General features: G+C 63.8%; 13 protein-coding genes. 6 read left to right on the top strand and 7 right to left on the bottom strand.

What is annotated here, in order from left to right; translation table 11 throughout:
• Positions 1 to 206: 206 nt before the first annotated feature.
• Positions 207 to 2,351 carry a catalase HPII gene (gene katE / locus HU729_RS10240; RefSeq protein WP_186709824.1) on the top strand — a complete coding sequence of 715 codons (2,145 nt, stop codon included), beginning with the start codon at positions 207 to 209 and terminating at the stop codon, positions 2,349 to 2,351.
• A 92-nt stretch (positions 2,352 to 2,443) separates the two neighbouring features.
• Here katE and HU729_RS10235 read toward each other — a convergent pair whose 3' ends face one another.
• From HU729_RS10235 to zur, 4 genes are all read right to left on the bottom strand, one after another.
• Complete coding sequence (locus tag HU729_RS10235) at positions 2,444 to 3,151, bottom strand: PA5502 family lipoprotein (protein WP_186669956.1); 708 nt, start codon at positions 3,149 to 3,151, stop codon at positions 2,444 to 2,446.
• Between the two features lie 129 nt (positions 3,152 to 3,280).
• Positions 3,281 to 4,063 (bottom strand): zinc ABC transporter permease subunit ZnuB, encoded by a 783-nt coding sequence (znuB, locus tag HU729_RS10230; RefSeq protein ID WP_186669954.1) that lies wholly within the window; start codon positions 4,061 to 4,063, stop codon positions 3,281 to 3,283.
• On the bottom strand, positions 4,056 to 4,829 hold the full coding sequence (gene znuC, locus HU729_RS10225) for a zinc ABC transporter ATP-binding protein ZnuC (protein ID WP_186669952.1): 774 nt from the start codon (positions 4,827 to 4,829) through the stop codon (positions 4,056 to 4,058). The genes znuB and znuC overlap by 8 nt, the downstream gene beginning before the upstream one ends.
• On the bottom strand, positions 4,826 to 5,311 hold the full coding sequence (gene zur / locus HU729_RS10220; protein WP_186669950.1) for a zinc uptake transcriptional repressor Zur: 486 nt from the start codon (positions 5,309 to 5,311) through the stop codon (positions 4,826 to 4,828). Before zur ends, znuC begins: the two co-directional genes overlap by 4 nt.
• A gap of 66 nt (positions 5,312 to 5,377) precedes the next feature.
• Here zur and HU729_RS10215 point away from each other — a divergent pair, with 66 nt between their 5' ends.
• On the top strand, positions 5,378 to 6,283 hold the full coding sequence (locus HU729_RS10215; RefSeq protein ID WP_186669948.1) for a zinc ABC transporter substrate-binding protein: 906 nt from the start codon (positions 5,378 to 5,380) through the stop codon (positions 6,281 to 6,283).
• A gap of 138 nt (positions 6,284 to 6,421) precedes the next feature.
• Here HU729_RS10215 and HU729_RS10210 read toward each other — a convergent pair whose 3' ends face one another.
• Positions 6,422 to 7,372 carry a homoserine kinase gene (locus tag HU729_RS10210; protein ID WP_186669947.1) on the bottom strand — a complete coding sequence of 317 codons (951 nt, stop codon included), beginning with the start codon at positions 7,370 to 7,372 and terminating at the stop codon, positions 6,422 to 6,424.
• A gap of 72 nt (positions 7,373 to 7,444) precedes the next feature.
• On the bottom strand, positions 7,445 to 7,732 hold the full coding sequence (locus tag HU729_RS10205) for a DUF2782 domain-containing protein (RefSeq protein ID WP_063542000.1): 288 nt from the start codon (positions 7,730 to 7,732) through the stop codon (positions 7,445 to 7,447).
• A gap of 75 nt (positions 7,733 to 7,807) precedes the next feature.
• Here HU729_RS10205 and polA point away from each other — a divergent pair, with 75 nt between their 5' ends.
• A complete protein-coding gene (polA, locus tag HU729_RS10200; RefSeq protein WP_186709823.1) occupies positions 7,808 to 10,555 on the top strand; it encodes a DNA polymerase I in 2,748 nt (915 codons plus the stop codon).
• Positions 10,556 to 10,917: 362 nt separating this feature from the next.
• Here the strand turns inward: polA and yihA are convergent, their stop codons facing one another.
• Positions 10,918 to 11,550 carry a ribosome biogenesis GTP-binding protein YihA/YsxC gene (yihA, locus tag HU729_RS10195; protein WP_054893353.1) on the bottom strand — a complete coding sequence of 211 codons (633 nt, stop codon included), beginning with the start codon at positions 11,548 to 11,550 and terminating at the stop codon, positions 10,918 to 10,920.
• Positions 11,551 to 11,731: 181 nt separating this feature from the next.
• Here yihA and HU729_RS10190 point away from each other — a divergent pair, with 181 nt between their 5' ends.
• The 3 genes from HU729_RS10190 (at position 11,732) to dsbA (ending at position 13,482) form a co-directional block, all read left to right on the top strand.
• Entirely contained in the window at positions 11,732 to 12,034 is a 303-nt protein-coding gene (locus tag HU729_RS10190) for a c-type cytochrome (protein ID WP_186669944.1), read from the top strand.
• A 31-nt stretch (positions 12,035 to 12,065) separates the two neighbouring features.
• Entirely contained in the window at positions 12,066 to 12,683 is a 618-nt protein-coding gene (locus HU729_RS10185; protein ID WP_054893351.1) for a c-type cytochrome, read from the top strand.
• A gap of 166 nt (positions 12,684 to 12,849) precedes the next feature.
• Entirely contained in the window at positions 12,850 to 13,482 is a 633-nt protein-coding gene (gene dsbA / locus HU729_RS10180; protein ID WP_186669943.1) for a thiol:disulfide interchange protein DsbA, read from the top strand.
• Positions 13,483 to 13,492: the final 10 nt, after the last annotated feature.

The raw sequence follows: 13,492 nt of genomic DNA, 5'->3' as shown, positions 1-13,492 counted from the left end.
GCATGGAAATTGGGGTCAGCGGTGAGCTGGGGTGGCGCATTTTAGCCTTTTCCCATAGTTGTTCTTAGCATTTATTTCGTAATCGACCAATCCATCCGGCATAACGCGACAACCGGTAATCCCGATGGAACGCTTGGCGAAAGCGTCCAGTCACTACTTCAACAAGCCCGAAAGGGCAGCCTGAAGACTGATGAGGAGAACCGCCGATGGCCAGCAAGAAGAGCACCGCGCCGCATGCCAGCCAAGTCGCCGGGGCCGACACCCCGGACAAGGCCAACACCAACGCCAAGCTGCAGAGCCTGGAAACCTTCCGCAGCGACGCCACCGGCCAGGCGCTGCGTACCAACCAGGGGGTGAAGGTCGCCGACAACCAGAACAGCCTCAAGGCCGGCGCTCGCGGGCCTTCGCTGCTCGAAGACTTCATCATGCGCGAGAAGATCACCCACTTCGACCATGAGCGCATCCCCGAGCGTATCGTCCACGCCCGCGGCACCGGCGCCCACGGGTATTTCCAGAGCTACGCCAACCACAGTGCCCTGACCAAGGCCGGTTTCCTGCAGGACCCGCAGAAGATCACCCCGGTGTTCGTGCGTTTTTCCACTGTGCAGGGGCCTCGTGGCTCCGGTGACACGGTGCGCGATGTGCGCGGCTTTGCCGTCAAGTTCTACACCGATGAGGGCAATTTCGACCTGGTGGGCAATAACATGCCGGTGTTCTTCATCCAGGATGCGATCAAGTTTCCTGACTTCGTCCACGCGGTGAAACCCGAACCGCATAACGAGATCCCCACCGGCGGCTCGGCACACGACACGTTCTGGGATTTCGTTTCGCTGGTGCCCGAGTCGGCGCACATGGTCATGTGGGCCATGTCCGACCGCGCCATTCCGCGCAGCCTGCGGATGATGGAAGGGTTCGGGGTGCACACCTTCCGCCTGATCAACGCCGAGGGCGTGGCCAGTTTCGTCAAGTTCCACTGGAAACCCCGCCAGGGCGTGCACTCGGTGCTGTGGGACGAAGCGCAGAAGCTGGCAGGCAAGGACACCGACTATCACCGTCGCGACCTGTGGGAAGCCATCGAGACCGGTGACTACCCGGAGTGGGAGCTGGGGGTGCAGATCGTTTCAGAGGAAGACGAGCACAAGTTCGACTTCGACCTGCTCGACCCGACCAAGATCATCCCCGAGGAGCTGGTGCCGGTGACGCCGCTGGGCAAGATGGTGCTCGATCGCAACCCGGACAACTTCTTCGCCGAAATCGAGCAGATCGCCTTTTGCCCGGGGCACATCGTGCCGGGTATCGATTTCACCAACGACCCGCTGCTCCAGGGCCGGCTGTTCTCCTACACCGACACGCAGATCAGCCGCCTGGGCGGGCCGAACTTCCACGAAATCCCGATCAACCGGCCAATCGCGCCTAACCACAGCGGCCAGCGCGATGCCATGCATCGGATGACCATCGACAAGGGGCGTGCGTCCTACGAGCCCAACTCCATCGATGGCGGCTGGCCGAAGGAAACCCCGCCGGCAGCGCAGGACGGCGGCTTCGAGAGCTATCAGGAGCGCGTCGACGCGCACAAGATCCGCCAGCGCAGCGATTCGTTCGGCGATCACTTCTCGCAGGCGCGGCTGTTCTTCCACAGCATGAGCGACAACGAACAACAGCACATCATCAAGGCTTACAGCTTCGAGCTGGGCAAGGTCGAGCGCGAGCACATTCGCGCGCGGGAGGTTAACGAGATCCTGGCCAATATCGACCTGAAGCTGGCAGCGGCAGTCGCGCAGAATCTCGGCCTGCCGGCGCCCAAGGCCGGGACGGTCAAGGGCAAGGAATCGAAGCTCAAGTCGTCACCGGCCTTGAGCCAGATGAATCATCCGGGCGATGTGGGCATCAAGGGGCGCAAGGTTGCGCTGCTGGTAGCCAATGGCGTGGATGGCGACAGCGTCGACAGGCTGGTCAAGGCGCTGGAGGCCCACAGCGCACGCCCCATGCTGCTGGGGCCGACCTCGGCGCCGGTGAAGACCTCTGACGGCAAGGCGCTGGCGGTGGATGCCTCGATGGAAGGCATGCCGTCGGTCATGTTCGACGGGATCCTGGTCCCGGCTGGCAAGGCCTCGCTGGATGCACTGGCGGCGAGCGGGGTGTCCAAGCACTTCCTGCTTGAAGGCTACAAGCACCTCAAGGCGATCGGCCTGGCCAAGGACGGCAAGGCGCTGCTGGGGGCGCTGGGGCTCAAGGAGGACAAGGGTTTGCTGCTGGGGGATGACCAGAAGACCGTGGAGGCTTTCGTGAAGGCGGTCGAAGGGCACCGGGTGTGGGCGCGGGAGGCGGCTGCAGAAGCGATTCCGGCTTGATGCCGTAGCATATGTTCGCGGGTAAGCCCGCTCCCACAGGTTATGTACGCATCTGTGGGAGCGGGTTTATCCGCGAAGATGTCGACGCTGTTTCAGCGCTGATGCGGCACCAGCACCACCTGTGCTGGCAATGCACGCTGGATCTCGTGCTTCTGCTTCAACGCAAAATCGGCATCGACCCGCTTCACCCGCTTCTGCAGCAGGGTCTTGAGCCACGGTGCATCCTGGGTGCGCGGCACCTGGAACACCACTTCGCACTGGTAACTCACCACATCGGCGGCGATGTCATCCAGCTGCTTGCGCATGGCTGCAATGTCCGTGGTTTTCAGCGCAATCACCGTGCTCGGTGCCGCTGGGTCGATGACCCGGGCCTGCGGCTTGGATTCTGCAGCCTTCAGCGCGGCTTCAGCCTTGTCCAGCTCGGCCTGGCGGGCGTGGGCGACGGCATCGCCGCCGGTCAGCGCCGGTGCCTGTGGCATCAGTGCGCGGGCGCGGGCCAGTGCGGTGGCGGCCGCGTTGACGTCGCCTTTCTGCAGGACGATCTGGCTGCGCTGCAGGTAGGCTTCGGCGATCTGGCGCTGGTATTGCTCGATACGCGCATCGTTCGGCGACTGTGCCTGCAGGCTGGCGAGCTGGTCTTCGGCGGTGGCCAGCTCGTTGCTGGCGATGTTCTGTTGCAACTGCTGCCAGGCGTCCGGCTGCGCAGGCGCGACGGGCTGCTCGACCGGGGCACTGGAACAGGCAGCCAGGAACAGGGAAAACGCGGCAACAAGCAGATAACGGGAGGCGAACGGCTTCATTCCTGCGACTCTCTATTTGCGCAAAAAGCGAGCAAGTCTACACCCAGGTGCGCACGCTCGAAAACAAGTCTTACAGACCCTTTACGGGCGCAAAGGTTGCAGGGTGCGTCAATGCGCACCCTGAAAATATCAGCGCTTGGGCAATGCCAGGCTCAGCAAGAATAGCACTGCGGCGCAGACCACGATCGACGGACCGGCAGGCGTATCCTTGAACCAGGACATCGCCAGCCCCCCGCAAACCGCGGCCACGCCCAGCAGGCTGGCGCCCAGGGCCATCTGCTCGGGCGAGCGCGCGTGACGTTGTGCCGCAGCGGCCGGGATGATCAGCAGCGAGGTGATCAGCAGCACGCCGACGATCTTCATCGCCACGGCGATGACCACCGCGATCAGCAGCATCAACGCCATGCGCAGGCCCGCCACTGGCAGGCCCTCGACCATCGCCAGCTCCTCGTGCACGGTGATTGCCAGCAGCGGGCGCCAGAGCACCGCGAGCAAGGCCAGCACCAACACACTGCCGCCGAGAATCCATGACAGGTCGGTGGTACTGATCGCCAGCAGGTCACCGAACAGGTAGGCCATCAGGTCGATGCGCACGTCGTGCATGAAGCTCAGCACCACCAGGCCCAGCGACAGGGTGCTGGGCGCGAGGATGCCGAGCAGGGTGTCGGAGGCCAGCGGCTGGCGTTGTTGCAGGGTCACCAGCAGGATCGCCAGCAACAGGCAGCCGACCGTAACCGCGAGCGTGGGGCTGACGTCCAGTACGAAGCCCAGGGCCACGCCCAGCAGCGCGGCATGGGACAAGGTGTCGCCGAAATAGGCCATGCGCCGCCAGACCACGAAGGAGCCCAGGGGGCCGGCCACCAGCGCCAGGGAAAGACCGGCAAGCAAGGCGTACAGAAGAAAATCAGCCATGCTTGCAGTGCTCTCCGTGGACATGGGCGCCGGGGGCGATCACCGCACCGTGCAGGTCGTGGCTGTGATCATGATGGTGGTGATAGACCGCAAGGCTTGGCGCGTTCTGGCCGAACAGCTCGACGAATGCCGGGTCGTTGCTGACCTGCTCCGGGTGGCCCGAACAGCACACATGGCGGTTCAGGCAGACCACCTGGTCGGTGGCGCTCATCACCAGGTGCAGGTCGTGGGAGACCATCAGCACGCCGCAGCCGTGGCGGTCGCGCAGGCGGGTGATGAGGTTGTACAGCTCGGTCTGGCCAACCACGTCCACGCCCTGTACCGGTTCGTCGAGCACCAGCAGCTCAGGCTCGCGCAGCAGCGCCCGAGCCAGCAGTACCCGTTGCATCTCGCCACCGGAGACCGTCTGGATCGGGCTGTCGATGACATGCTCGGCGCCCACCTCCTGCAATGCCGACAGCGCCGCGGCGCGATCCACGCCCGGCACCAGGCGCAGAAAACGCAGCACCGACAGCGGCAGGGTGGCGTCGACCTGGATCTTCTGCGGCATGTAGCCGATGCGCAGGCGCGGCTTGCGCCAGACCTTGCCACTGTGCGGCTTGAGCAGGCCGAGCACGGCGCGCACCAGGGTGGTCTTGCCAGCACCGTTGGGGCCGATCAGGGTGACGATCTGGCGCGGTGCGACCGACAGGTCGATGCTGTCGAGCACCGCCTCGCCGCCAAAGGTGACGCCGACCTGCTCCAGGCGGATCAGCGCGTCGCTCATGCGGCGCCCCGGCAGTTGCCGCACAGGCCGACCACTTCGACGGTCTGGGATTCGACGGCAAAGCCCACGGCCTTGGCACTGGCGACGATGGCGCCGCTGATGCTCTCCTGCTCCAGTTCGATGGCCACGTGGCATTCGCGGCAGATCAGGAATTGGCCCTGGTGCTTGTGTTCAGGGTGGCTGCAGCCGATGAAGGCGTTGAGCGAGGCGATGCGGTGCACCAGGCCGTTCTCGAGCAGGAAGTCCAGGGCGCGGTACACGGTCGGCGGCGCGGCGCGGCGACCGTCCTGCTCGCTGAGCACCGCGAGGATGTCGTAGGCGCCCAGCGGCTTGTGGCTTTGCCACACCAGCTCCAGCACACGGCGGCGCAGCGCGGTCAGGCGCAGACCCTGGCGGACGCACAGGGCGTCGGCTTCGGCCAGGGCGCTGTGGACGCAATGGGAATGATCGTGGGGACGGTGAGCCAGCGGCGTGATTGACATGGGCGGCGACGGTTATCGATGGAGACGTTATTATGTTACCTGTTTCTGACGAGCCGAGTATCCACCGTGTCCCGATTCCTTGCTCTCTTTGTCGCTTTCATCACTTTCTCGGCCCACGCCGACGTGCGTGTGCTGACCAGCATCAAGCCCCTGCAGCAGATCGCTGCCGCGGTTCAGGACGGTGTCGGCAGCCCCGACGTGTTGCTGCCGCCCGGCGCCTCGCCGCACAACTACGCCCTGCGCCCGTCCGACGTACGGAAGGTGGGCGACGCCGACCTGCTGTACTGGATCGGCCCGGACATGGAGAGCTTCCTGCCGCGCGTGCTGGGCAGCCGGAGCAAGCCGACTGTCGCGGTGCAGGCGTTGCCTGGCATGAAGCTGCGCCGTTTCGGCGAAGACAGCCACTCGCATGAAGAAGACCACGACGACCACGATCATGATCACCGCCCGGGGTCGCTCGATGCGCACCTGTGGCTGTCATCGGTCAATGCTCGGGTGATCGCGGCGAAAATGGCCAGTGACCTGGCGGCGGCGGATCCGGCCAATGCGGCGCGCTACCAGGCCAACCAGAAGGCCTTCGGCGAGCGCCTGGATGCGCTCGATCAGCGGATCAAGGCCCGCGTGGCCGGCATTGCCGGCAAGCCCTACTTCGTGTTCCACGAAGCCTTCGACTACTTCGAGGCAGAGTACGGGTTGCGCCATACCGGCGTGTTCAGCGTCGCCGCCGAGGTGCAGCCGGGCGCGCAGCATGTCGCGGCGATGCGCAAGCGCCTGCAGGAAGTTGGTCCGACCTGTGTGTTCAGTGAACCGCCGATCCGTCCGCGCCTCGCCGAAACGCTGGTGGCCGGGCTGCCGGTGACCTTGGCGGAACTGGATGCGCTGGGTGGGACCGATACGGTGGATGGCAAGGGCTACGAGCGCTTGCTGGAGAAGCTGGGGAATGATCTGACCGGTTGCCTGGAGCATCTCTAGCGGCTGACCCGGCCCTATCGCGGGGCAAGACGAATCGTCGCACCGCCCACAGGCAAGGCGCTGATTCTGGGGGCAGCGCTGTGTCTGTGGGAGCGGCGGTGCGACGATTCGACTTGCCCCGCGATTGGGCCGCCGCGCTTACAGCGCGAACGGCAACTTCAACGCCACCTGCTGGCGCTGCACCAACCGCACCTCGAACTCGCTCGGATCATGGATCGTCACGTCCATGCCGGCAAAGTCCCGCGCCGCAATCAACCGCGACAGCCAGAAACGCACGCAACCCACCCGCAGCATCACCTGCCACAGCTCGGCCTCGGCGGCGGTGAACGGCCGCAGCGCGGCGTAGGCGCCCAACAGTGCCTGGGCGCGCGGCAGGTCGATGCCGCCCGCTTCGTTCAGGCACCAGTCATTCACGGTGATGGCGATGTCGTACAGCATCGGCCCGGAACAGGCGTTGTAGAAGTCGATCAGACCGGTCAGGTGGGTGCCTTCGAACATCACGTTGTCGCGGAACAGGTCGGCGTGCAGGTTGGCCCGTGGCAGGGCGAGGATCTGCGCCTTGTGCACGTTGATCTCGTCCAGCGCCGGTTGCAGCAGCGCCACCTGGCTGGCGTCGAGCCCGGCCAGCAGCTCGGCGCCGGACGCCAGCATCCAGTCCAGGCCGCGGTCGGTGCGGCGCTCGATGATGCGCTCACGGGTCGCCAGGTGGATATGCGCCAGCAACTCGCCGACCTGGGCGCAGTGCTGGTTGTTCGGCGCCTTGACGTGCTTGCCCGACAGCCGCGGCTGCAGCAGTGCCGGCTTGCCGCACAGTTCGCGCAGACCATTGCCGTCGCGATCGCGCACCGCGTAGGGGACGGGCATGTCGGCGTCATGCAGCACGTCGAGCAGTTCGATGAAGAACGGCATGTCTTCGGCCGGCCCACGCTCGATCAGCGTCAGTACGAATTCCCCTTTTTCCAGGCTTACGAAGAAATTGCTGTTTTCGGTTCCGGCGGCAATGCCCTGGAAGTCGAGCAGACGGCCCAGCTCGTATGGCGCCAGAAAGGTTTCCAGCTCAGGCCGGGACACAGGGGTGAAGACTGACATGTTGAAAAGTTGCCCATACGGGCACTTCCAGGAGGAAGTGCCTGGTTGATAAGAACGATACGCGTTACTACCTTACCATTCGAAGATCTTCCAGGACGGAATCAGCATGTCCGGCTGGTCGGATCGAATGAAATTGCCATCGGAGCCATCGGCGCGTACCAGGAAATAAGGCTTGCCGTTTTTCGGCGTGATCTTGATCGCATACAGGAAACCGTTCTGACGGTACTCCTGGATGGTTCTGTCGCCTTCCGTGCGAATGGTCACATCGGGATCTGCCGATGGGGCGTCGTCCGCCGCCAGCGTAACGACCGGCATGGTGGCCAGCAGGCTGAGCAGTAACAGGCGAATGGGTGTACGCATGATAACCTAAGTCCTTTTGTCGTCACTGATCCGGCTATTCTAGCTCCGGACCCGTCGAAAAGGTTGATTCTCCTCATGAGCCAAGCGCCCCTCGTCCTGGTGGACGGTTCGTCCTACCTCTACCGCGCCTTTCACGCCCTGCCGCCGCTGACCACGTCCAAGGGCATGCCCACCGGTGCGGTCAAGGGCGTGCTGAACATGCTCAAGAGCCTGCGCAAGCAATACCCGGACAGCCTGTTCGCGGTGGTCTTCGACGCCAAGGGCGGCACTTTCCGCGATGCCATGTTCGCCGAGTACAAGGCCAACCGCCCGAGCATGCCCGACGACCTGCGCCTGCAGGTCGAACCGCTGCACGCCAGCGTCAGGGCCCTGGGCTACCCGCTGCTGTGCGTCGAAGGCGTCGAGGCCGACGACGTGATCGGCACCCTGGCCCGCAGCAGTGCGGCAGCCGGGCGTCCGGTCATCATCTCGACCGGCGACAAGGACATGGCGCAACTGGTAGACGGCCACATCACCCTGGTCAACACCATGACCGGCACGGTGCTCGACGTGGCTGGCGTGCACGAGAAGTTCGGCGTCGGTCCCGAGCACATCATCGACTTCCTGGCCCTGATGGGCGACAAGGTCGATAACATCCCGGGTGTTCCGGGAGTCGGCGAGAAGACCGCCGTGGGCCTGTTGACCGGTATCGGTGGGGGCCTGCGTGACCTGTACGAGAACCTCGACAAGGTGCCGGGCCTGGCCATTCGCGGCGCCAAGACCCTGCCGGCCAAGCTCGAGGAGCACCGCGACGCGGCGTTCCTGTCGTATGAGCTGGCGACCATCAAGGTCGATGTCGAGCTGGATGTCGAGGTCGATGCCCTGGTGTGCGGCGAGCCGGACCGCGAAGCATTGCTGGCGCTGTACACCGAAATGGAGTTCAAGAGCTGGGTCGCCGAGGTACAGCGCGACGCCGCCCGGGAGGGTGACACCATTGCTCCGGTCGAGGAGCCTGCGGCCCAGGTCGAGGCGAAATACGAAACCATCCTCGACCAGGCGCGCTTCGATGTCTGGCTCGAGAAGCTGCGCCAGGCGCCGCTGTTCGCCTTCGACACCGAGACCACCGGCCTGGATGCCCAGCGTGCGGAGCTGGTCGGCCTGTCGTTCGCGGTCGAGCCCCATGAAGCGGCCTATGTGCCGCTGGCCCACGACTACGAAGGTGCTCCGAAGCAGTTGGACCGCGACGCGGTGCTGAAGGCGCTCAAGCCGTTGCTGGAAGACCCGGCCAAGGCCAAGGTCGGGCAGAACGCCAAGTACGACATCAACATCCTGGCCAACGCTTCGCTGCCGATCCAGATGCGTGGCGTGGCCTATGACACCATGCTCGAATCCTATGTGCTCGATTCCACCGCCACGCGTCACGACATGGACAGCCTGGCGCAGAAGTACCTCGACCACAGCACCATCGCCTTCGAGGATATCGCTGGCAAGGGCGCCAAGCAGCTGACCTTCAACCAGATCCATCTGGACAAGGCTGGCCCGTACGCCGCCGAAGATGCCGACATCACCCTGCGCCTGCACCACGCACTGCAGGCACGCCTGGCGAAAACGCCCAGTGTGCAGCCGGTGCTTATGGACATCGAGATGCCGCTGGTGCCGGTGCTGGCCAGGATCGAGCGCCAGGGCGCGTTGGTCGACGCGGAGCTGCTCAAGGTGCAGAGCGGTGAGCTGGGCGTGAAGATGGCCGAGCTCGAGCGTCGGGCGTTCGAGCTGGCGGGCGAAGAATTCAACCTGGGTTCACCCAAGCAACTGGGGGTGATCCTCTACGATAAGCTGGGCATGCCGGTACTGAGCAAGACTGCCAAGGGCCAGGCTTCCACGGCCGAAGCCGTGCTCGCGGACCTGGCCGCCGAAGGCTATCCGCTGCCGACGGTGCTGATGGAGTACCGCTCCCTGAGCAAGCTCAAGAGCACCTATACCGACAAGCTGCCGGACCAGATCAACCCGCGTACCGGGCGTATCCACACCTCCTACCAGCAGGCGGTGGCCGCCACCGGGCGCTTGTCGTCCAGCGATCCGAACCTGCAGAACATTCCTGTACGCACTCCCGAAGGCCGACGCATCCGCCAGGCCTTCGTTGCCAGCCCCGGCTACAAGCTGCTGGCCGCGGACTACTCGCAGATCGAGCTGCGCATCATGGCCCACCTGGCCAAGGATGAAGGCCTGCTGCACGCCTTCCGCAATGACCTTGATGTGCACCGCGCGACGGCCGCAGAAGTATTCGGCGTGGCGCTGGATGCAGTCACCAACGACCAGCGTCGCAGCGCCAAGGCCATCAACTTCGGCTTGATCTACGGCATGAGCGCCTTCGGCCTGGCCAAGCAGATCGGCGTCGATCGCAAGCAGTCGCAGGACTACATCGACCGCTACTTCGCGCGCTATCCCGGCGTGCTGGCCTACATGGAGCGCACCCGCACCCAGGCCGCCGAGCAGGGCTTCGTCGAAACCTTGTTCGGGCGGCGCCTGTACCTGCCGGACATCAATGCCAAGAACCCGGCCCTGCGCAAAGGTGCCGAGCGTACCGCGATCAACGCGCCGATGCAGGGTACGGCGGCCGACATCGTCAAGCGCGCCATGGTCGCGGTGGACAACTGGCTGAGCGACAGTGGCCTGGATGCCCGGGTGATTCTCCAGGTGCACGATGAACTGGTGCTGGAGGTGCGTGAAGACCTGGTCGAACAGGTGAAGGCCGAAATTCGCCCCTACATGAGCAACGCCGCGCAGCTCGATGTTCCGCTGCTGGTCGAAGTCGGCGTAGGCTCGAATTGGGACGAAGCTCACTAAACGGTAGGGCGAAGAAGAGTAGGATCTGTGTCGTAGTGCCGCAGATCCGCAGGGTCGGCTCCTCGCCCCCCCCGGTTCTGAAGATTCATGAAACTATCGCAAATAGTTTTCAAGGCTTCGGAACTAAACCGGTGAACCGGAACTCAGAGTAACTGAATGGCTGGTGAAGCCTTTCGATGCTCCTATGTTGTGTTAAGTGTTGGCAGATATCTGGACCCCGCCCTAGCGGTCCGGACTTGGACCCCGAACTTCCCCCTCCCCATATGAAGTCCGGGGTTTTTTTTGCCCGGAATTTGCCTCATCGCTGCTGGAGAAGCCTGTGGCAGCGGACCGGCCCGCCGCCACAGATTGCAGGTGGATCTTCAAGCCACCGGCTTGTCTTCCAGCTCCATCCAATCCGCCAAGACCCGATAGGCCTCTTCCAGCCCCTGACGCTTGGGTGCCGAGAACAGCTGGATGGACGCCGCGTCGCCCCAGCCCTTGCGAATTTCCGACTGCACCTTGAGCAGGGTGTTCTTGCCCGCGCCGTGAGTGAGCTTGTCAGCCTTGGTCAGCAGGATGTGCATGGGCATGCCGCTGGCCTTGGCCCAGTCGAGCATCATCTTGTCGAAATCGGTCATCGGGTGGCGCACATCCATCAGCAGGATCACGCCGCGCAGGCACTCGCGCCCGCCCAGGTAGGCCTCCAGGTGTTTCTGCCAGTGCTGCTTGAGCGGAATCGGCACTTTCGCATAACCGTAACCTGGCAGGTCGACCAAACGCCGTTCATCGTCCAGACTGAAGAAATTCAACAGCTGGGTGCGCCCCGGGGTCTTGGAGGTACGCGCCAGGCTGGCATGGGTCAGGGTATTGAGGGCGCTGGATTTACCGGCGTTGGAGCGGCCGGCGAAAGCCACCTCGTAGCCCTGGTCTTCCGGGCATTGTTCGACCTTGGCAGCGCTGAGGGCGAATTTGGCTTTCTGGCAGAGGCCGAGGATGGGGTTCTTGACTTGCATGGGATATCCGATGTGGGTGTTGCCTGATCCAGGCCGCGTTTCCGTTTGGAGGGCGGAAGTATATAATGCCCCAGTTTTTGTGTGCTCATTCTCCCAGCGAAGGAGAACGAGCATGGGGTGTCGATCACTAGCTCGCGCATCAGAACGCAGCGCGGCCCCCAACCCTGTCAGGTCGTTCCGCATGGCGAAATGGCTGCTGGCGGTCGGTATGTTCCAGCCGTTTTTCAGCGCACAGGCTACACAGGATCCCGAGGCGTTGTACAACCGCACATGTGCGGCCTGTCACGCCGGTCAGCTGCCACAGGCCCCGAGGAAGGGCGATGCGGCGGCCTGGGAACCGAGGCTGGCGCGAGGTCTGGATGTACTGGTGGCGCATGTTACCCAGGGTTTCAAGGCTATGCCGCCGCGTGGATTGTGCATGGACTGCAGTGCCGAGGACTACCGATTGGTCATCCTTTGGATGAGCGGCAGTCCCGATACATAACATTTCACCCTTAGCCGTGTTGGATTAGCTGATGAACAAACTATTCGTGAGTCTGCTGTTGACCATGGGTGTCGCAGGTGCGGCCACTGCTGCCGACCCCATCAAAGGCGATGCCGCTGCCGGCCAGGCGAAGACTGCGGTCTGTGGTGCCTGCCATAACCCCGACGGCAACAGCCTGGCGCCGAACTTCCCGAAACTGGCCGGCCAGGGCCAGCGCTACCTTGAGAAGCAACTGCACGACATCAAGTCGGGCAAGCGCACGGTGCTGGAAATGACCGGCATGCTGGCGGCCTTCAATGACCAGGACCTGGCCGATATCGCCGCCTACTTCGCCAGCCAGAAAGGCAGTGTCGGCGCGGCAGATCCCAAGCTGGTAGAGCGTGGTCGTGCGCTGTTCAACGGCGGTGACCTGGAGAAAGGCATGCCGGCCTGTACCGGTTGCCACTCCCCTAACGGCGCAGGCATCGCCCTGGCCGGCTTCCCTCACCTGAGCGGCCAGCACTCGCAGTATGTCAGCAAGCAGCTCACCGACTTCCGTGAAGGCAACCGCACCAACGATGGCGATGCCATGACCATGCGCACCATCGCCGGCAAGCTGAGCAACAAGGATATCGAGGCGCTGGCCAGCTATATCCAGGGGCTGCATTGAGGCGAGCGTTAACACTCGGTTAATGCACCATCGCTAAACATGAAAAGGGTGGCGCAGGCCGCCCTTTTTTATGGTCCCAGCCGTTACACTACAGAACTCGAGCCCTTCATGGCCTGTCACAGCATAGGTCGTGTCGAGGCGACCACTGACTGCTCAGGAGTAAAGCATGCGTAAACTGATTCTCAGCGCTGCGCTGGTCGCCGCCAGCGTATTCGGTATGGCCGCGGTACAGGCCGCAGAGCCTGTGGCCGGCAAGGAATATATCGAGCTGAGCAACCCGGTCCCGGTCTCGCAGCCAGGCAAGATCGAAGTCGTCGAGCTGTTCTGGTACGGCTGCCCGCACTGCTACCACTTCGAACCCACCATCAACCCCTGGGTCGACAAGCTGCCGGCAGACGTCAACTTCAAGCGCGTCCCGGCCATGTTCGGCGGCCCTTGGGATGCCCACGGCCAGATGTTCCTGACCCTCGAAGCCATGGGCGTCGAGCACAAGGTCCACGCCGCAGTCTTCGATGCCATCCAGAACCAGCGCAAGCGCCTGACCGACCCGAACGACATGGCCGACTTCCTCGCCACCCAAGGCGTGGACAAGGACAAGTTCCTCGCCACCTTCAACTCGTTCGCCATCAAGGGCCAGGTCAACCAGGCCAAGGAACTGGCGAAGAAGTACGAAATCACCGGCGTGCCGAGCATGGTGGTCAACGGCAAGTACCGCTTCGACCTGGGTACCGCTGGCGGGCCGGAAGGCGTCCTGAACGTCGCCGACCAACTGATCGCCAAGGAGCGTGCCGCTAAGTAAGCGGCGCAGC

Source organism: Pseudomonas sp. RW10S2 (assembly GCF_014268985.1).
In the GTDB taxonomy this organism is placed as follows: Bacteria; Pseudomonadota; Gammaproteobacteria; order Pseudomonadales; family Pseudomonadaceae; genus Aquipseudomonas; species Aquipseudomonas wayambapalatensis.
Note: the sequence above shows the minus strand (reverse complement) of the source record. Positions and strands in the feature narration are given on the sequence as shown.